Here is a 17803-nt window from a genome sequence, read left to right on the forward strand (position 1 = left end):
ATGTCTCTCAATCTCATAAAGCTTTGCGTCGGCTGTGACAGCGTCGAGGATCTGGAAGAGTGGATTGCCTTCCGTCTCGACGAGCGGCGCCGCGCCGGCGAACCGGCCGAGCACTACCACACCACCCGCATGGTGCCGACGCGTGGCGCCGAGATTACCGACGGCGGCTCGCTCTACTGGGTGATCAAGGGCAATGTCCAATGCCGCCAGCTGATCACCGAAATCCGGCCCTTCACCGATGACGAGGGCATCGGCCGTTGCCATCTGATCCTCGATCCCGAGGTCGTGCGCACTGACTGGCAACCGCGCCGTGCATTCCAGGGGTGGCGCTACCTGAAGCCGGCGGACGCGCCGGCCGATCTCGGCAAGGGCAAAGCCGGGCTGATCGAGATGCCGCCGAAGCTCAGGCGTGAGCTTGCCGATCTCGGCCTGCTCTGACGCCGAGAAACGCAAACGCCAAGATGACCAGCCGAAGCGCTGTCCGCAGGTGCCATCATCACAGGTCCTCCAGGTCGCCTCATCTGGGCTTGCAAGCCGGGGAACAACGCCACATCTTGAATGTCATGAGCGACAAGAAGCAGCCCGTGCCTGCAAGGGCCAATCCTGCGCCGGTCGAGTCTCAATCGAGCACCGGCGAGATCGACGCGTTTCTCCGTCAGGCAAGGACGCTCGCTGCATCCGCCACCGGTTCAGGCAGGCTGATCCTGTCCCTCGACGCGACAATGAGCCGCCAGCCGACCTGGGATCTCGCCTGTGCGCTGCAGGCCGAGATGTTCGACGCCGTCGGCAAGGCCGGGGCGCTCAAGGTTCAACTTGTCTATTTTCGCGGCCTTGGCGAGTGCCGCTCATCCGCATTCGTCACCGATACCGCAGCTCTGAAACAGCTGATGACGCGCATCAACTGCCGCAGCGGCCGTACCCAGATCGGCAAGGTGCTCGCCCACGCGCTGAAACAGACGGCGGCGGCCAAGGTCAACGCGCTGGTCTATATCGGCGACGCGATGGAAGAAAACATAGATGATCTGGCCGAAAAGGCCGGCAGCCTCGGTCTGCACGGCGTTCCTGTCTTCGTCTTTCAGGAGGGCCATGATGCCGCTGCGGAAAAGGCGTTCAAGGAAATTGCGCGGCTGTCGAAAGGGGCCTGGTTCAGGTTCGATCGGCGGGCTGCCGCGACGTTGGCCGGCCTGCTTTCGTCCGTCGCCGTGTTTGCCACCGGCGGGCTGAAGGCACTGGAGGCCCGGGGCAGGCCGGAGGACCGACTGATGATCGAGCATATGCGGGGCGGCGGAAACTGATGGGCGCGATTATCGCTTTCGTAGCATTGCTTCTGGTGTTTCTCGGCATGCTCACCATCTTCCTGCGCGCCGATCCGGCGAAGCTTGCAGGCGGCATGAGGACGCTTGGACCTGTGCTGCTCGGGCTGGTCGGCGTCGCCGTGCTGCTGGTCGGGCGCGAGGGCATCGGGGGCTTGATCCTGTCGGCTGCGCTCGCCTGGTACGGCTCCATGCGCATGAATCGGCCGGCAGCCAAACTGGCGGCAGGCAAGCGTTCGACAGTTCGTACGGCGGCGCTTGAGATGGAACTCGATCACGATACCGGCGGCCTCGAAGGCCTTGTGCTGGCCGGGCGCCATGAAGGCAAGATGCTTGGCTCGATGGGGCTTGCCGAATTGCAGCAACTCTATCGCGAACTCTCCGGCGATCCGGAGAGCCGCCAATTGCTAGAGACGTATCTTGACGGCCGATTTCCCATCTGGCGCAAAGACGCTGATGCGAATGGTGGCGAAGGGCTGGGTGTTGCGCCAGGTTCTGGCGCCATGACTAAGGAGGAGGCCTACAAGATCCTTGGTCTTGAAGCGGGGGCTGCCGCGGCGGATGTCCGCAAGGCGCACCGCCGCCTGATGCAGCGCCTGCACCCCGATATCGGTGGCACGTCTTTCCTGGCGGCGCGGATCAATGAAGCCAAGGACGTCTTGCTCTCCAATCACAACTAGTCTCCTTCGACGCAAGAACTTCGGGACAGATATCGTTTCGCGCCGCTTACTGCTGGACGGCGTAGCACTCGATCTTCTTCTTTTTCAAAGCGTTGCAGGCTTTCCAGGCAGCCGTCTTCGAACCGAAACCACCGAACCGGGCGCGGTAGTAGGTGACACCGTCCTTGTCGAAGGCGACGGTGAAACCGGAGGCATCGGTCAGAACGGAGGGCGCCTGCTTCGTCGCCTTGTCGAGGAAAGCCTTCGCTTCGGCCTGTTTTGGCGAAGAGGCGACCTGTATTGCCCAGCCGGATGGCACCGACGCCGTGCTGACCGGATCGACCTCTGCCGCCGGTTCGGCATAGGCTGCGGCGACCCGGGCTGTCGCCACGTCGTCCACCGTCGACACAGCCGCCGTCTTGACCCTCTTGGCCTGAACGACCGGAGCGGTCTCTTCGACGACGGGCGCATTTTCCTCGACAAGAGAGGCAACGGCATCGTCGTCCGGCTTACTGTCCGGTGCCGGCGCGTCATGCTTCGGTAGAAGCACCTTGGCCAAGGCTGAAATCGGATTGCCGCCGCCGGCCTTGGCAATCAGCACGCCGCCGCCGCGCGACGACGCCTGCGGCATGTAGGCATTGATCAACCCGGCCATCTGGCTGTCGCGGCTGCCTCCGGACCTGCCGCCCATGACCACCGCTACGATGCGCCGATCGCCATCCGAGACCGAGGAGACCAGATTGTAACCGGAGGCGCGGGTGTAACCGGTCTTGATGCCGTCGACGCCCTTGATGCGTCCGAGCAGACGATTGTGGCCGTTGATGCGCTGCCGCCCGTAAAGAAAGGAGCGCTGCGAGAAATAGCCGTAGTATTGGGGGAAATGCTCTCTCAGGGCGATGCCGAGCATCGCCATGTCGCGCGCGGTCGTGAACTGGCCGGGATCAGGCAAGCCGTTGGCGTTGCGGAAAACGGTTCCCCTCATGCCCAGCGCCCGCGCCTTGGCGGTCATCATGCGGGCGAAATTGGCTTCGTTGCCGCCGAGCATCTCGCCAAGCGCCGTTGCGGAATCGTTTGCCGATTTGGTCACCATCGACAGGATCGCGGTCTCGACCGTGACCGAGCCGCCCCGCTTGACGCCGAGCTTCGTCGGCGGTTCGGCAGCGGCATTGGCCGAGAACACGACCGGGGAATTCTTGCTGATCCTGCCCTTCGCCAACGCCTCGAACGTCAGATAGAGCGTCATCATCTTGGTAAGCGAAGCCGGATAGCGCCGGCCATCGGCATCCGACGAATAAAGCACCTTGCCGGTCTTGGCATCGATGACGATGGCCGCCGACTTGGCCGCCATGGATGAGGCCGCGTCCGCGACGACGAAGCTCATCGCCATGGCGAGGATCATGATCGTTTTGAGGGGGGACGCGGATTTGGAAACGAAGCCCGACAACGCCTTACGCACTGATAGTTCCTTTGAATTTCCGTTGCCTTGGAGGCGGCAAAGGGTCCTGCCTCACCTCCGGCCACGCTAACGCGGGCAGCGTTACCAATCCGTTTATGGTAACCGCCGCGTTCACCATTTTCTGTGTGATTGAGCTTCTCTTTATTCGAATCTTAGCGATTGCCGGCAGCTCACGATGCGCATTGCCGCGGGAATCTTGACTTTTGTGCACTGCACAATATATTTACACGCATTGCACAACGCGGCCCGGACAAGCCGCGTCTGTCGTCCAAGGCAACCGTTCAAGGGAATGCGTGAAATGACCCAGACCTATGAAGATTTCAGCAGATACGGCAAGGAATTTGCGGACACCGGATTGAAGAGCTTCGCCTCGCTGTCCAAGGGTGCGCAGGCTATCGCCGCCGAGGCGGGCGAGTACACCAAGAAAAGCTTCGAAGCCGGTAGCGCCGCTGTCGAGAAGCTCTTTTCCGCCAAGTCGCTGGACAAGGCGATCGATATCCAGTCCGACTATGCCAAGCAGTCCTATGAGAGCTTCGTCACCGAGGCCACCAAGCTTGGCGATCTCTATGCCGAACTCGCCAAGGAAGCTTACAAGCCGTTCGAATCGATCGTCGCCAAGGCGAAGTAAATTCGACGAACATTCCGAGCCGGCCCTTGGGCTTGCAAAGACAGACCCGGTCGCAAACGCGCGGCCGGGTTTTTTCATGCCGGCTCGAAATCGGGGGCCTGCGGTCTTCACGATTTGAAAAATCGGTCAAGTTTGGCCACCTAGCCATATTGTCAGCTAAACAGAAGGGCTTAAAATCGTCCATCGAACACCTACATGTCGAGCATGCATGAGGATTCGAAAGAGGCAGGACTACGTGACTATAGGTTTGACTGCCACGAGCTACGTGGTGCGAATGCAGAACGGCAGCAACGGCAATGAGGCCGGTCGCGGCACGGCCGTCATCACGCGCACAAAAACCAAGACCAAGAAGCCCAGTCTGTATCGGGTCCTCATTCTTAACGACGACTACACACCCATGGAATTCGTGGTCCACGTGCTGGAGCGCTTTTTCCAGAAGGACCGCGAAGCCGCCACACGCATAATGCTTCATGTTCACAATCATGGGGTGGGCGAGTGCGGGGTCTATACATTCGAGGTGGCCGAGACCAAAGTGTCTCAGGTCATGGATTTCGCCCGACAGAATCAGCATCCGCTGCAATGCGTGATGGAGAAGAAGTGAGGTAACATGCCGGCTTTCTCCCAAGGCCTGGAAAAGGCGCTTCACCAAGCGCTGACGCTCGCCAATGAGCGGCACCATGAATATGCAACCCTTGAACATTTGCTGCTCGCCCTGATCGACGACACCGAGGCGGCCGCTGTCATGCGTGCCTGCAACGTCGATCTCGACGAGTTGAAGCATACGGTCCTCACCTATATCGACACCGAGCTCGACAACCTCGTCACCGGCTACGATGAAGATTCCAAGCCGACTGCCGGTTTCCAGCGCGTCATCCAGCGCGCGGTGATCCATGTGCAGTCGTCAGGCCGCGAGGAAGTGTCCGGCGCCAACGTGCTCGTCGCCATCTTCGCCGAGCGCGAGAGCCACGCCGCTTACTTCCTGCAGGAACAGCAGATGACCCGCTACGACGCGGTCAACTACATCTCGCATGGCATCGCCAAGCGCCCCGGCGCTTCCGAGACGCGGACGCCGCGCGGCGCCGACGACGAGCAAGGCAGCCAGAGCGGAGCCGAGCCGCAAGAGGAAGGCGGCAAGAAGAAGCAGCAGCAGGACGCGCTGACTGCCTATTGCGTCAACCTGAACAACAAGGCCAAGGCCGGCAAGATCGATCCATTGATCGGTCGCGAGAGCGAGATCAACCGGACCATCCAGGTGCTGTGCCGCCGCTCCAAGAACAACCCGCTCTATGTCGGTGATCCTGGCGTCGGCAAGACGGCAATCGCCGAAGGCCTCGCCAAGCGCATCGTCGAGGGCGACGTTCCCGAAGTGCTGCACAATGCCACCATCTTCGCGCTCGACATGGGCACGTTGCTGGCCGGCACCCGCTATCGCGGCGATTTCGAGGAGCGGCTGAAGCAGGTCGTCAAGGAGCTCGAGGATTATCCCGGCGCCGTGCTGTTCATCGACGAAATCCACACCGTGATCGGGGCAGGGGCCACCTCCGGCGGGGCCATGGATGCGTCGAACCTGTTGAAGCCGGCGCTGTCTTCGGGCGCGATCCGCTGCATCGGCTCGACCACCTACAAGGAGTTCCGCCAGTTCTTCGAGAAGGACCGCGCGCTGGTGCGGCGCTTCCAGAAGATCGACGTCAACGAGCCGACTGTCGAGGACGCCATCGAGATCATGAAGGGCCTCAAGCCCTATTTCGAGGAGTTCCACAAGGTCCGCTACACGAGCGAGGCGATCAAGGCTTCAGTCGAGCTCTCGGCGCGTTACATCAACGACCGCAAGCTGCCGGACAAGGCGATCGACGTGATCGACGAGACCGGCGCCTCGCAGATGCTCGTGCCGGAAGCCAAGCGCAAGAAGACCATCGGTATCAAGGAGATCGAAGCGACGATCGCCACGATGGCGCGTATCCCGCCGAAGACGGTTTCCGCCGACGACGAGAAGGTGCTGCAAGGCCTCGACATCGAGTTGAAGCGCGTCGTCTACGGCCAGGACACCGCGATCACCGCGCTGACTTCGGCCATCAAGCTGGCGCGGGCCGGCCTGCGGGAACCGGAAAAGCCGATCGGCTCGTACCTGTTCTCGGGTCCGACCGGTGTCGGCAAGACGGAAGTGGCCAAGCAACTCGCCGCGTCGCTCGGCGTGGAGCTGATCCGCTTCGACATGTCGGAGTATATGGAACGCCACACCGTTTCGCGGCTGATCGGTGCCCCTCCCGGCTATGTCGGGTTCGACCAGGGCGGCCTTCTGACCGACGGCGTCGACCAGCATCCGCATTGCGTGCTGTTGCTGGACGAAGTCGAGAAGGCGCATCCGGACCTGTTCAACATCCTGTTGCAGGTCATGGACCACGGCAAGCTGACCGACCATAACGGCAAGCAGATCGACTTCCGCAATGTCATCCTGATCATGACCACCAATGCGGGCGCGTCCGATGCGCAGCGCGCGGCCATCGGTTTCGGTTCGACCAAGCGCGAAGGCGACGATGTCGAAGCGATCAACCGGCTGTTCACGCCGGAGTTCCGCAACCGTCTCGATGCGATCATTCCGTTCGGCTCGCTGCCGGTGCCGGTCATCCATCAGGTGGTGCAGAAGTTCGTCATGCAGCTGGAAGCGCAGCTTTCCGAGCGCGGCGTGACATTCGACCTGTCGCAGGAGGCGATCGCATGGCTGGCCGACAAGGGCTATGACGAGCGCATGGGCGCCCGGCCGCTTGGCCGTGTCATCCAGGAGCACATCAAGAAGCCGCTGGCCGACGAGGTGCTGTTCGGCAAGCTCAAGAAGGGCGGCACGGTACGTGTCACCGTCGAGAAGAAGGAAACCGGCGAGACCGGCCTGAAGCTCGAATCGCTCGCCGACGAGGCGCCGGTGAAGCCGAAGAAGGAAGAGCCGGACGACGTGCCGAAGGCCAAGAAGGCCGTGGCGAAGAAGCCCGCCGCGAAAAAGGCGGTGGCGCCGAAGCCGGAGCCGAAAGGCAAGGATGGTGGCAAGCGCAGCCTTGTGCCGCAACTGCCGCGTAAGAACTGACGAATCCACAAGTCAAAAAAAGCCCCGGCACCGGGGCTTTTTTTATGTCACCTTCCGGTTAACCGCCCGGCGCCCGCCAGAGCGGTTGCACCGGTTCAGCTTGCCAGCGCCATCCGTATCTTGCCGGCGTTTTCGGCCAGGACTTCAGGCTTTTCCATCTGTCCGCTGTGCGGTTTCAGGGGAATGCCCTCGAAGCGCGGAATGACATGGACGTGAAGGTGAAAGATAGTCTGCCCCGAAGCTGGTTCGTTGAACTGCATAACCGTGACGCCATCGGCATCGAAGGCCTTCTTTACGGCCCGCGCAACTTTCTGGACGTGAGCGAAGAGCGGGCCAAGCACCGCCGGATCCGCGTCAAGCAAGTTGCGCGACGGCGCTTTCGGCACCACCAGCGTGTGACCCTGTCCTTGCGGCATCACATCCATGAAGACAATGACCGCGTCATCCTCGTAGACGCGGTGCGAAGGGATTTCTCCGCGCAGGATTTTGGCGAAGATGTTGCTGCTGTCATAGGTTGCTTCGGCCATGGCGCGCGCTCCGGTTCTTGGCTCGCTGTCTCGTGTAGCGAAGCTGTTCCGGGCGGGCAAGACGATCGGTCGACATCGGCCGTGCCGGCCCGCTCGGCTGAGCGATTGGGGCTCGCTACTCTACTCCGCCATGTCCTTGCGGAACGGGGTGTGCTCTTCCAGATATTCGCTCATCCGCTCGACTTCGCGCCGCTCGCGCTGGAGGTAGTCGGCCACTGCATTGCGCAGACCTGGATGGGCGATGTAGTGCGCCGAATGCATCGTCACGGGCCGGTAGCCGCGCGCCAGCTTGTGCTCGCCCTGCGCACCGGCTTCAACCACCTTCAGCTTGCGCGAGATGGCGAAATCGATCGCCTGATGGTAGCAGACCTCGAAATGCAGGAACGGGTGGTCCTCGATGCAGCCCCAATTGCGGCCGTAGAGCGCGTCTGAACCGATGAAGTTGATGGCACCTGCAATGTAGCGCCCGCTGCGTTTGGCCATGACCAGCAGGATGTCGTCGGCCATGCGTTCGCCGATCAGTGAGAAGAAATCGCGGTTGAGGTAGGGCCGGCCCCATTTCCTGCTGCCGGTATCCATGTAGAACGCGAAAAAGTCGTCCCAGGCCTTTTCGGTCAGATCCTTGCCGGTCAGCCAGTCGATCGAGATGCCGTCGGCGAGGGCCTCGCGCCGCTCTTTCTTCATTGCCTTGCGCTTGCGCGAGGCTAACGTTGTGAGAAAATCGTCGTAGCTCGAAAAGCCTTCGTTGAAGAAGTGAAACTGCTGGTCGGTGCGATGCAGGAAGCCGGCCGCCGCCAATACCTGGACGTCGTCCTCCGGCGCGAAAGTAACATGCGCGGAAGACACGCCGAGCTTATCCGTCACCGCCTTCAGGCCGGTCGCAAGACCGGCCTTGACGGTGGGGATGTCCTCGCCCCTGCCGACCAGCAGGCGAGGGCCGGTGACGGGTGTGAACGGCACCGCGCATTGCAGCTTCGGATAGTAGCGCCCGCCGGCGCGTTCGAACGCGTCCGACCAGCCATGGTCGAAGACATATTCGCCCTGGCTGTGCGACTTCAGATAGCAGGGGACCGCTCCGAGCAACATGCCTCGCGCGGTTTCCAGCCTGAGGTGATGGCCTTGCCAGCCTGTGCGCCGAACAGCGCAGCCGGAATCTTCCAGCGCGCTCAAAAAAGCGAATGAGACAAGCGGGTTGTAGCCGTATTCTGCATCGCCGCGTGTAGTGCCGCCGAGGCTGTCCCATTCAGCGCTGGTAAAGGCGCCGATGCCCGCGGCGATGCGGATCGACAGCTCCGCATTCGCCGTTTGTCTTTCACAGTCGTCCCCTTGATCCATGAGGCTTACTTAAGCTCGCTGCGGACCCATACAAGCCCGCTCAGGCAAGCCGTACCAGATCGGGCTCGAATCCTTCGAACGTCATCTGGTCGGCATATTTGAAGGTCAGGTCGACGGCAGGCTGGTCGTGCACGGTCCAGGTGATCACCGGCATACCGAGTCTCTCTCGCACGAAGGAGACGAACCGGTTCGGCAGGTCGCCGGCAGCGTAGGAGGTGAAGGCGATGTCATGCGCCAGCATGGCGAAATGCGCCTCGATCAGGTGGTTGTCGTTGCCGTAGGCGGTCAACCCGCCGGGTATGCCGGGTGCATATTTCGGGAACTCGCGGATCAGCCAATGGTCGAACGACATGATCGCGGTCTTGCCCTTGTAATGCTTGAGCATCTTGCCGACGCTTTCGACCAGGCCTTCGTCATGCCCGGCAGCACCTTTCAGTTCGACAACCATCGGCACACGGCCGTCGACCAGATCAAGCGCCTGCTGCAGCGTCGGCAAATGGTCGGCGGTGCCGCCGACCTTCAGCGCCGTGATCTCTGCAGCCGTACGCTGCCAGACGAAGCCGTCCTCGCCGGTCAGCCGCCGCAGATCGCCATCGTGGATGATGACGGGGACGCCGTCGGACGACAGGTGCACATCGCATTCGATCGCGTAGCCGCGCTCGGCCGCCGCAGCGAAGGCGGAAAGGGTGTTCTCCCAGCGCGTCTTGTTCATGTCGTGGAGGCCGCGATGGGCGACGGGCCGGGCGGTCAGCCAGGAAAGATCGGTCATGGTTGCAGTCCCGGTCATTCGACTTCGAAGATCGCTTCGATTTCCACTGCGGCATTAAGCGGCAGGGAGGCGGTGCCGACGGCGGAGCGAGCGTGCTTGCCACGATCGCCGAGCACGGCGGCGAGAAAATCCGAGGCGCCGTTGGCAACCAGATGCTGTTCGACAAAATCCGGTGCCGAGGCGACGAAGACGGTGATCTTCACCAAGCGACGGATTTTCTCGAGATCGCCAAGTGCCGCCTGAGCCTGGGCCAATATGTTGATCGCACAGTATTTTGCGGCTTCCTTGCCGGTCGCGGTGTCGACATCGCGGCCAAGCAGTCCGCTCGCCTGGAGCTTGCCCTCCTTGAGCGGCAACTGCCCGGCGGTGAACAGCAGATTGCCGGTCCGGCAATAGGGCACGTAATTGGCGGCGGGCGCGGCGGCGGCCGGCAGCGTCACGCCGAGATCGCTTAGCCGCTTTTCGATTGTTTCGCTCATGCTATTTCCCTATTGCTTGAAGGTGCCGCGCAGGCCGGGCCGAAATTGCTATTTTTGCCTCGCTTCCGCCACGACTTTTTTTAAGCTGGACCATCTTTCCATGCGGCTTGCCACTAGCCGCGATGATCGGAGCACCCCATGCGCGCAACGCGCCTCGCATTCAACGCCGTTCTCTTGACAGCGGCTTCCTGGGCGGCTCCCGCTTTTGCGGTGCCTGCGCTGCAGGCGCATCGTGCTGTTTACGACATTTCACTCGACAAGGCTTCAGACCGTTCCGGCATTACCGGCATCACCGGCCGCATGGTCTACGAGTTCAACGGCTCGCCTTGCGAGGGCTATACGGTAAAGTTCCGTTTGGTGACCCAGATCGTAACCAGCGACAACACAAGGCTGACCGACCAGCAGATGACCACCTTCGAGGATGCCGAGGGCAAGACCTTCTCCTTCGTGAACAAATCCTTTGTCGACCAGAACCTCGACAAGGAGGTCAAGGGTACCGCAACGAAGGAAGCCAACGGTCTCAAGGTCGATATCGACAAGCCCGAGAAGAACAGCCTGGAACTCGCGCCGACCCAGTTCCCGACCCAGCAAATGGTCGAAATGATCGGCAAGGCGGAAAAGGGCGAGCGTTTCTACGAAACCAACCTGTTCGACGGCTCTGAGGACGCCAACAAGGTGGTGACCACCACCGTCGTCGTCGGCAAGCAAGCCGATGCCGACAATGCCGATCCGGAAGCGCCGGCGCTGGCCAAGCTCGCCACCGACAAATACTGGCCGGTCGACATCGCCTATTTCGATGATGCCGACAAAGGCGGCGAGGAGGTGCCGGAATACCGGATCAGCTTCAAGCTGCACAAGAACGGCATCACGCGCGATCTCGTCATGGACTATGGCGAGTTCTCGATGACCGGCAAATTGGTCAATCTGTCACTGTTCGATCAGCCTAAGACCTGCCCGTCTAAATAAGCTCGAGTGAACGGCAAGCCGCCGGCCGCTATCCGGGATAGTAGCGCTTAATCTTGCGGGGCAAGTCGCATCGACTTGAGCATGCCGCAATTGCCTATCAACGTCTTATGACGGTATGCGCCGCGGGGGAGCAGGTTGAGCAGGATCGACGTTTTTGTGGCGCCGCGGCCCAATGCGACGCTGATCAACGCTATGACATTGGTCAACCGGATTGTCATGCTGCACGGCATTCCAGGCTTTCGCGACCTGTTGCCATTCAACCGTCTGGCCGGTTTGCGCGGCGTCGCCAATGTCCGCCACATCGATTTTCCAGAGGATGACCGGCAAAGGCTGAAGGCTTGTTGCGGCGCGGGCAAGGCGACGTTCATCACGCCCAACCATCCCGAATTCTTTACCGACTGGATGATCGACAAGGAGGTCGTCTCGCGGGTAAGCCCGCTGGCGGCATCCTGGGCCACGCACGGCGTCGTCAACGGGCTTGGCCGGCTGATGCAGAAATTCTGGTTGGCCAACAATCTGATCGCGCAAATCCCGGGCAACAGCGCGGCCGCCAAGGAACATTCGGTGGTCTGGGCGCTGAAGGGGCACGGCGTGCTCCTGCATCCCGAAGGCGGTGTCGGCTGGCATGCCAACATCATTGCCCCGCTGCTGCCGGGCGCGGTCGAAATGGGGTTCGAGGCGTTGAAGCGCGGCCGCCTGACGGATCCGGATTTCAAGGTTTGGATCGCGCCCGTGATCTGGAAGCTTGCTTTCACGGGGAATGTCGAGGCAGCGCTGGCAAAGGAATGCGCCTATGTCGAGCACAGCCTGAAAATCGAACGCCGTGCCGCCGATTCGCTGCCGGAGCGCATCCATCATATCTATGCGACGTTGCTGTCTCGCGATGAGGCTGCATATGGCCTGCGGTCCGATGAGCGGGCTTCGTATGACGCACGTCAAAAGGACCTGCTGACCGAACTCGGCCGTCGCCTTGCCGAACTTGTCTCGGTCGACGCCGGCACGCTCGACAATGCCGACCTTTTGCGCCGTTCGCGGCGCTGGCTGCGGGAAAGCACGGATGGCAGCGGAAGCCAGAAGCAGGTCCGAACGCTGGCAGATGCGATCCAGCGCCTGCAGCGTGTCGGGCCGTGGGCCTCAGCCAACCCGCGCATCACGCAGGAGGAGATCGCCGAACATTTGAAGCGGATCCGCAACGATTATTGCAAAGGTACGCTGCGCGATACGATCAACCGTTTCGTGCCGCAGCCGGCAGGCCCACGCCGCGCCTATGTCCGGGTACCGGAGCCGCTAGGCTTGCACGCCTATCAAGGCTCCGTCGAGGAGGCACTCGCCGAACTGCACGACCGGATGCAGGAGACCGTCACCAAGACGATGACGCAACTCAAGGCTGGCGGCGGCTTCATTTTCTATGCCAATCCCTTCTATCATCGTTAGCGGTGTGTTGGTCGGCGCAAGATGAAGGAGTGCGGCAAGCCTGTGGCGGTCTATGTCGATGCGGCGATCTGGAAATGGGTCGGCCACCGCTGGTGTCATCTGCTGGCAGACGACACCGACGAGCTGCATCGCTTTGCCGGGCAGCTCGGCATCAAGCGCGCGTCCTACCAAGGACCGCCGAAGACATCGGCACCGCACTATGACATAACCGGGTTCGAGCGCGACCGCGCAGTGCGGTTAGGCGCCATCGAGTGCAGCCGCGAGGAGATCGTCGCCGTTTTCCGGCGTGTGCGGGTGCCGAAGGGGAAGATGCGGGGATGACACTGGTGCGCTGATCGCCGCGCGCTGAACCACAAGATGCCACAACGCTTGCGTTTGTCGCGCTTCCCCTCTATATGCGCGCTCATTCCACACACGGACTTTGGTGTCTGCCCGGGAGAAATCCGGCTGAAACCTCCGGTGGCGTTCGAGGACAAAGTCCAAAAATGCCTGTGTCCGTGGAGGCTAACCGGAAAGGAAATAAGAATGGCTCTGCCTGATTTCAGCATGCGCCAGCTATTGGAAGCTGGCATTCACTTCGGCCACCAGACCCACCGCTGGAACCCGAAAATGGCGCCCTATATCTACGGCGCCCGCAACAACATACACATCATCGACCTCTCGCAGACGGTGCCTTTGCTGCACCAGGCGCTGAAGCAGGTTTCCGACACTGTTGCCAAGGGCGGCCGCGTGCTGTTCGTCGGCACCAAGCGCCAGGCCTCCGACATCGTCGCCGATGCCGCGCAGCGCTCGGCCCAGTACTATGTCAACTCGCGTTGGCTCGGCGGCATGCTGACCAACTGGAAGACGATCTCGAATTCCATCCAGCGCCTGCGCAAGCTCGACGAAATGCTGGCCGGCGAGGCTCAGGGCCTGACCAAGAAAGAGCGCCTCAACCTCGACCGCGAGCGTGAGAAGCTCGACAAGGCGCTGGGCGGCATCAAGGATATGGGTTCGACGCCCGATTTGATGTTCGTGATCGACACCAACAAGGAAGCGATCGCCATTCTCGAGGCCAAGCGTCTCGGCATCCCGGTCGTTGCCATCATCGATTCCAACTGCGACCCGGACAAGATCGACTTCCCGATCCCCGGCAATGACGACGCGGCCCGCGCCATCCAGCTGTATTGCGATTTGATCGCCAAGGCAGCTATCGACGGCATCGCCCGTCAGCAGGGCGCGCTCGGTGTCGATATCGGCGCATCGGTCGAGGCTCCGGTCGAGCCGGCGCTCGATCAGACCCCGGCCGCCGAGAGCCCGGCAGCCCAGACCCCGGAAGCATAGTAGCGAAGGCCGGCTGCGGCCTTCATCTTTCCAATATGTTGGCGCGGTAAGCGCTACCAGCACCAGGCGCATCATCGAAAATCGATGGTGCGTCAGTGCATTTAGACAAAGAGGCGACAATGAGCATTTCGGCTGCACAGGTCAAAGAACTCCGCGACTTGACCGGCGCGGGCATGATGGACTGCAAGGCGGCGTTGAACGAGACCAACGGCAATATGGAAGAAGCCATCGACTGGCTGCGCAAGAAGGGCATTTCCAAGGCCGACAAGAAGGCTGGCCGTACCGCTGCCGAAGGCCTGATCGGCGTAGATTCCGGCGTCCGCGAGGCAGCGATCGTCGAGGTCAATTCCGAGACGGACTTCGTTGCCCGCAATGCTGCGTTCCAGGAGATCGTCGCCAATGTCGCGAAGGTCGCGCTTGCCTATGGCGGCAAGACCGAGGCCGTTGCCGCCGCTCCCTATCCGGGATCGGGCAAATCGGTCGCCGAGACCATCAAGGACGCTGTCGGCACCATCGGTGAGAATCTGGGCTTCCGCCGCTCGGCCAAGCTCACGGTCGAGCACGGCGCTGTCGCAACCTACGTTCACAATGCGGTCGCCGACGGCCTTGGCAAGCTCGGCGTGCTGGTGGCCATCGAGACGACAGGCAACGCGCATGCCGCCAACGCCTTCGCCCGTCAGGTTGCCATGCATGTCGCTGCCACCAATCCGATGGCCCTGACCACCGAAGAGCTCGATCCGGCCGCAGTGGAACGCGAGAAGGCGATCTTCGCCGACCAGGCGCGCCAGTCCGGCAAGCCGGAAGCGATCATCGAGAAGATGGTCGAAGGCCGTTTGCGCAAGTTCTATGAAGAGGTCGTGCTGCTCAAGCAGGCTTTCGTGCTCAATCCCGACATTACCGTCGAGAAGGCGCTGAAGGATGCCGAGAGCGAAATAGGCGCGCCAGCCAAAATCGCTGCCTATCTGCGCTTCGCGCTCGGTGAGGGTATCGAGAAGGAAGAGACCGATTTCGCGGCGGAAGTCGCGGCAGCGGTCAAGAAGTAACTATTCGTTTGAAAGGCTTTTTTCGGCCGGGTATCCGCGAGGATGCCCAGCCGATTTCTTGCACGGTGTCGATGAAGGCGCGGAGCTTCGGGGCCATCGCGGCGCGGCGCGGGAAATAGAGGAACAGTCCCGGTTCCTCGATCGATGCCTCGCCAAGGACTTCGACCAGCCGGCCTGCCTCGATGTCAGGCTTGACAAGCGGCTCGAACAGATAGGCGAGGCCGATGCCGGCAAGCGCCATTTCCCTTGCCGACAGCGGATCGCTGACGACCACGCTGCCGCGTGTCTCGACGCTGATATCCTTGCCCTGATCGGATAGATCCCAGTGATAGAGCGCACGTGATCGCAACAGCCGATAGCCGATGCAGTTGTGCGCGGCGAGATCGGCCAACGCCCATGGCCGCCCGCGCCCGCCGACATAGGCCGGCGAGGCAACGATGATGCTGCGGAAAGGCCCTGTCAGTCGCACCGTCACCATATCCTCGGCGATCATCTCGCCCAGCCGGATGCCGGCGTCGAAACCCTCGCCGACGATATCGCTCAGACGTTCGTCGGTGACGATCTCCACCGTCACGTCAGGGTAACGTTCCGCCATCGCCGTCAGGAGGGGCATGAGCGCCAGAGGCAGCGCCAAACGCGGCGCGTTGATCCTGAGCAGTCCGCTTGCCCGGCCTTTGACAGAGCGGATACGTTCGATCCGGTCGGCAATGTCTTCCAGCGCCGGCTCCGCCGCAGCGACAAGCGCGGTGCCAGCCTCGGTCAGCGAGACGCTGCGCGTGGTGCGGGCAAACAACGGCTGGCCGATTCGCTCCTCTACCAGCCGAACCGCATGGCTAACCGCTGACGGGCTCATGCCGAGCTCGGCGGCTGCCGGCGCGAAGCCGCCACGCCGCGCGACGGCAACGATTACAGGTAGGTGGCTAAGCAGATCGCGGTCCATTCATGCATGATATCGCATAGTCCATTCGGATAATGCAATCTTATCGGCGGGGAAAGGAGGGCGCATCTTTGGCTGCATCACACGGCAATCGCCGAGCAGCCAAGGAGACGTCTAATGACCGACCTCGATTCCGAACGAACCCGTAATCTCGAGACCGTGCGTAAATTCTTTGATCTGATGCACCGCAACGACATTGAGGCATGGGGCGACCTTTGGGCTGAAGATGGCCGTATACTTGTCTTCTACCCACCGGCAGGATTTGGAAACAGCATCGATGGTAAGGCCGCGATCCTGGCGGCCTTCCGAGGCCTCTTCGGTAATTTCGAATCCTTCGATTCGCAGCTGACAGCCATCTATCCGGCAGCGGATTCGGACGCGATCGTCGTTGAGTACAAGAACCGCGCGGTGCTGATCGGCGGCACTGAATACACCAACAGCAATATCGCGATTTTCCACTTCAAGAGCGGTCTGATCAGCGCCTACCACGACTATTTCGATCCGCGCCGCTTCCAGGTGGTGGTCGATGCTCTGGCCAAGGCCTGACTGCGTATCCCAGGCAAGACCTCAATCCCGCTTTTCAAACTGCAGGAGAAATCCATGACCATGTCCTACTACACGCTCGGCAACAGCGGGCTGCGTGTCACCCGCCTGGCGCTCGGCACCATGACGTTCGGCACGGAATGGGGCTGGGGCGCGGAGAAGGAAACCGCGCGCGCCTTGGTTGATGCCTATATCGAAGCCGGTGGCAATTTCTTCGATACCGCCGATCTCTATACCGGTGGCACGGCCGAAACCTGGCTCGGCGAATTCATCGCCGAGCGCGGGCTGCGCGACAAGGCGGTGATCAGTACCAAATTCACCTACAACGCCGAACCGGGCAACCCGAACGCCGGGGGCAACGGCCGCAAGAACATCCTGCGGGCGATAGACGGTTCGCTGAAGCGGCTCGGCACCGACTACATCGACCTCTACATCCTCCATACCTGGGACAGGCTGACGCCGCCGGAGGAGGTGATGCGGACGCTGGACGATCTGGTGCGCGCCGGAAAGATCCGGCATGTCGGTCTGTCCGACGTGCCGGCCTGGTACGCAAGCCGGGCGCAGGCCGTCGCCGAGCATCGCGGCTATGAACCGGTTTCGGCGCTTCAGCTCGAATATTCGCTGGCCGAGCGCAACATCGAGCACGAGTTCGTGCCGTTCGGCACGCGCTATGGCGCCGGAATCATGGTCTGGAGTCCATTGGCCAGCGGCCTGCTCAGCGGAAAATACCGTTTCGATACAATCGTCGAGGATGGTGGCCGGCTGGAGACAATGCGTGGTTCGACCAATCCCGGTTTCCAGAAATTCACCGATCGCAACTGGCAAATCGTCGCCGAACTGGAGAGGGTTGCCGGCCAGCTCGGCCGCAGCATGGCCCAGGTCGCCCTGAACTGGACGGCAAACAGGCCAGGCATTGCGTCCGTCATCGTCGGCGCCACCAGGCTTGACCAGCTCAAGGACAATCTCGGCGCGCTTGATTTCGACATTCCCGAAGATCTTCGGGCACGGCTCGATGCGGTGAGCCGGCCGGTCACGCCCTTTCCGTATTCGTTCTTCGGCCCTGAAATACAAGGCGGCCTGACCGGTGGGCAGGCGGTTGGCGGTAAGCCGGCAAGCTATCTGCCGGATCTGCTCATGCGAGGCACTTTTGCCGGCGTGAGCTGACGGCTATCCAGGTCCACGATCTCAACTTCCGGCTCGGGGGCCCCCGGGGAAAACCGGGCCCCGAGGGTTTTAGTAACCCCCCAGATTTTGTGGGCACCCCAAACCCGACCCCCCCCCAAAACGACGACCCCAAGAAGAGGGGTGTGATATT

The 17803-nt window shown here is 61.6% G+C and carries 19 protein-coding genes; 13 read left to right on the forward strand and 6 right to left on the reverse strand.

Annotated features, from left to right (window positions below; genetic code table 11):
• The 3 genes from NKH49_RS31045 to NKH49_RS31055 all read left to right on the forward strand — a co-directional run bounded on the left by NKH49_RS31045 (window position 1) and on the right by NKH49_RS31055 (window position 1993).
• A complete protein-coding gene (locus NKH49_RS31045) occupies window positions 1-438 on the forward strand; it encodes a DUF1489 family protein (protein WP_352466463.1) in 438 nt (145 codons plus the stop codon).
• 125 nt (window positions 439-563) lie between these two features.
• On the forward strand, window positions 564-1295 hold the full coding sequence (locus NKH49_RS31050) for a vWA domain-containing protein (RefSeq protein WP_352613752.1): 732 nt from the start codon (window positions 564-566) through the stop codon (window positions 1293-1295).
• A complete protein-coding gene (locus NKH49_RS31055) occupies window positions 1295-1993 on the forward strand; it encodes a DnaJ domain-containing protein (protein WP_352448805.1) in 699 nt (232 codons plus the stop codon). Before NKH49_RS31050 ends, NKH49_RS31055 begins: the two co-directional genes overlap by 1 nt.
• A 46-nt stretch (window positions 1994-2039) precedes the next feature.
• On the opposite strand, the gene NKH49_RS31060 is transcribed toward NKH49_RS31055, so the two are convergent.
• The gene (locus tag NKH49_RS31060) at window positions 2040-3428 is read right to left on the reverse strand and encodes an SPOR domain-containing protein (protein WP_352929314.1); all 1389 of its coding nucleotides are present in this window, start codon (window positions 3426-3428) and stop codon (window positions 2040-2042) included.
• Window positions 3429-3726: 298 nt separating this feature from the next.
• Here NKH49_RS31060 and NKH49_RS31065 point away from each other — a divergent pair, with 298 nt between their 5' ends.
• The 3 genes from NKH49_RS31065 (at window position 3727) to clpA (ending at window position 7132) form a co-directional block, all read left to right on the forward strand.
• Window positions 3727-4056 carry a phasin family protein gene (locus NKH49_RS31065; RefSeq protein ID WP_352929317.1) on the forward strand — a complete coding sequence of 110 codons (330 nt, stop codon included), beginning with the start codon at window positions 3727-3729 and terminating at the stop codon, window positions 4054-4056.
• A gap of 274 nt (window positions 4057-4330) precedes the next feature.
• Window positions 4331-4657, forward strand: a complete 327-nt coding sequence (clpS, locus tag NKH49_RS31070) for an ATP-dependent Clp protease adapter ClpS (protein WP_023717744.1) — start codon at window positions 4331-4333, stop codon at window positions 4655-4657.
• Between the two features lie 6 nt (window positions 4658-4663).
• The gene (gene clpA, locus NKH49_RS31075; protein ID WP_352613749.1) at window positions 4664-7132 is read left to right on the forward strand and encodes an ATP-dependent Clp protease ATP-binding subunit ClpA; all 2469 of its coding nucleotides are present in this window, start codon (window positions 4664-4666) and stop codon (window positions 7130-7132) included.
• A gap of 95 nt (window positions 7133-7227) precedes the next feature.
• Here the strand turns inward: clpA and NKH49_RS31080 are convergent, their stop codons facing one another.
• The 4 genes from NKH49_RS31080 to NKH49_RS31095 form a co-directional block, all read right to left on the reverse strand.
• Entirely contained in the window at window positions 7228-7659 is a 432-nt protein-coding gene (locus NKH49_RS31080; RefSeq protein ID WP_352502384.1) for an HIT family protein, read from the reverse strand.
• Between the two features lie 120 nt (window positions 7660-7779).
• Window positions 7780-8994, reverse strand: a complete 1215-nt coding sequence (locus NKH49_RS31085; RefSeq protein ID WP_352682816.1) for a GNAT family N-acetyltransferase — start codon at window positions 8992-8994, stop codon at window positions 7780-7782.
• Between the two features lie 40 nt (window positions 8995-9034).
• Entirely contained in the window at window positions 9035-9763 is a 729-nt protein-coding gene (locus tag NKH49_RS31090) for a glycerophosphodiester phosphodiesterase (RefSeq protein WP_023674925.1), read from the reverse strand.
• Between the two features lie 14 nt (window positions 9764-9777).
• A complete protein-coding gene (locus NKH49_RS31095) occupies window positions 9778-10242 on the reverse strand; it encodes a RidA family protein (RefSeq protein WP_352448812.1) in 465 nt (154 codons plus the stop codon).
• A gap of 138 nt (window positions 10243-10380) precedes the next feature.
• Between NKH49_RS31095 and NKH49_RS31100 the strand changes: the two genes are divergently transcribed.
• The 5 genes from NKH49_RS31100 to tsf all read left to right on the forward strand — a co-directional run bounded on the left by NKH49_RS31100 (window position 10381) and on the right by tsf (window position 15008).
• Complete coding sequence (locus tag NKH49_RS31100) at window positions 10381-11208, forward strand: cell envelope integrity EipB family protein (RefSeq protein WP_023674927.1); 828 nt, start codon at window positions 10381-10383, stop codon at window positions 11206-11208.
• 135 nt (window positions 11209-11343) lie between these two features.
• On the forward strand, window positions 11344-12642 hold the full coding sequence (locus NKH49_RS31105; RefSeq protein ID WP_352929320.1) for a lysophospholipid acyltransferase family protein: 1299 nt from the start codon (window positions 11344-11346) through the stop codon (window positions 12640-12642).
• Between the two features lie 42 nt (window positions 12643-12684).
• A complete protein-coding gene (locus NKH49_RS31110) occupies window positions 12685-12963 on the forward strand; it encodes a DUF4031 domain-containing protein (RefSeq protein ID WP_352682960.1) in 279 nt (92 codons plus the stop codon).
• Window positions 12964-13167: 204 nt separating this feature from the next.
• A complete protein-coding gene (gene rpsB / locus NKH49_RS31115) occupies window positions 13168-13965 on the forward strand; it encodes a 30S ribosomal protein S2 (protein ID WP_031211288.1) in 798 nt (265 codons plus the stop codon).
• A 119-nt stretch (window positions 13966-14084) separates the two neighbouring features.
• Window positions 14085-15008, forward strand: coding sequence for a translation elongation factor Ts (gene tsf / locus NKH49_RS31120; RefSeq protein WP_352471655.1), 924 nt, complete (start codon window positions 14085-14087; stop codon window positions 15006-15008).
• Here the strand turns inward: tsf and NKH49_RS31125 are convergent.
• Complete coding sequence (locus tag NKH49_RS31125; protein WP_352929323.1) at window positions 14998-15948, reverse strand: LysR family transcriptional regulator; 951 nt, start codon at window positions 15946-15948, stop codon at window positions 14998-15000. The two genes, tsf and NKH49_RS31125, sit on opposite strands and share 11 nt — an antisense overlap.
• A 114-nt stretch (window positions 15949-16062) precedes the next feature.
• Here NKH49_RS31125 and NKH49_RS31130 point away from each other — a divergent pair, with 114 nt between their 5' ends.
• Both NKH49_RS31130 and NKH49_RS31135 read left to right on the forward strand, forming a co-directional pair.
• Window positions 16063-16491 carry a nuclear transport factor 2 family protein gene (locus NKH49_RS31130; protein ID WP_352833051.1) on the forward strand — a complete coding sequence of 143 codons (429 nt, stop codon included), beginning with the start codon at window positions 16063-16065 and terminating at the stop codon, window positions 16489-16491.
• A 54-nt stretch (window positions 16492-16545) separates the two neighbouring features.
• Window positions 16546-17652, forward strand: coding sequence for an aldo/keto reductase (locus NKH49_RS31135; RefSeq protein ID WP_352833048.1), 1107 nt, complete (start codon window positions 16546-16548; stop codon window positions 17650-17652).
• Window positions 17653-17803: the final 151 nt, after the last annotated feature.

The sequence above is a fragment of the Mesorhizobium sp. M1088 genome (assembly GCF_040318575.1).
Taxonomy (GTDB): Bacteria; Pseudomonadota; Alphaproteobacteria; order Rhizobiales; family Rhizobiaceae; genus Mesorhizobium.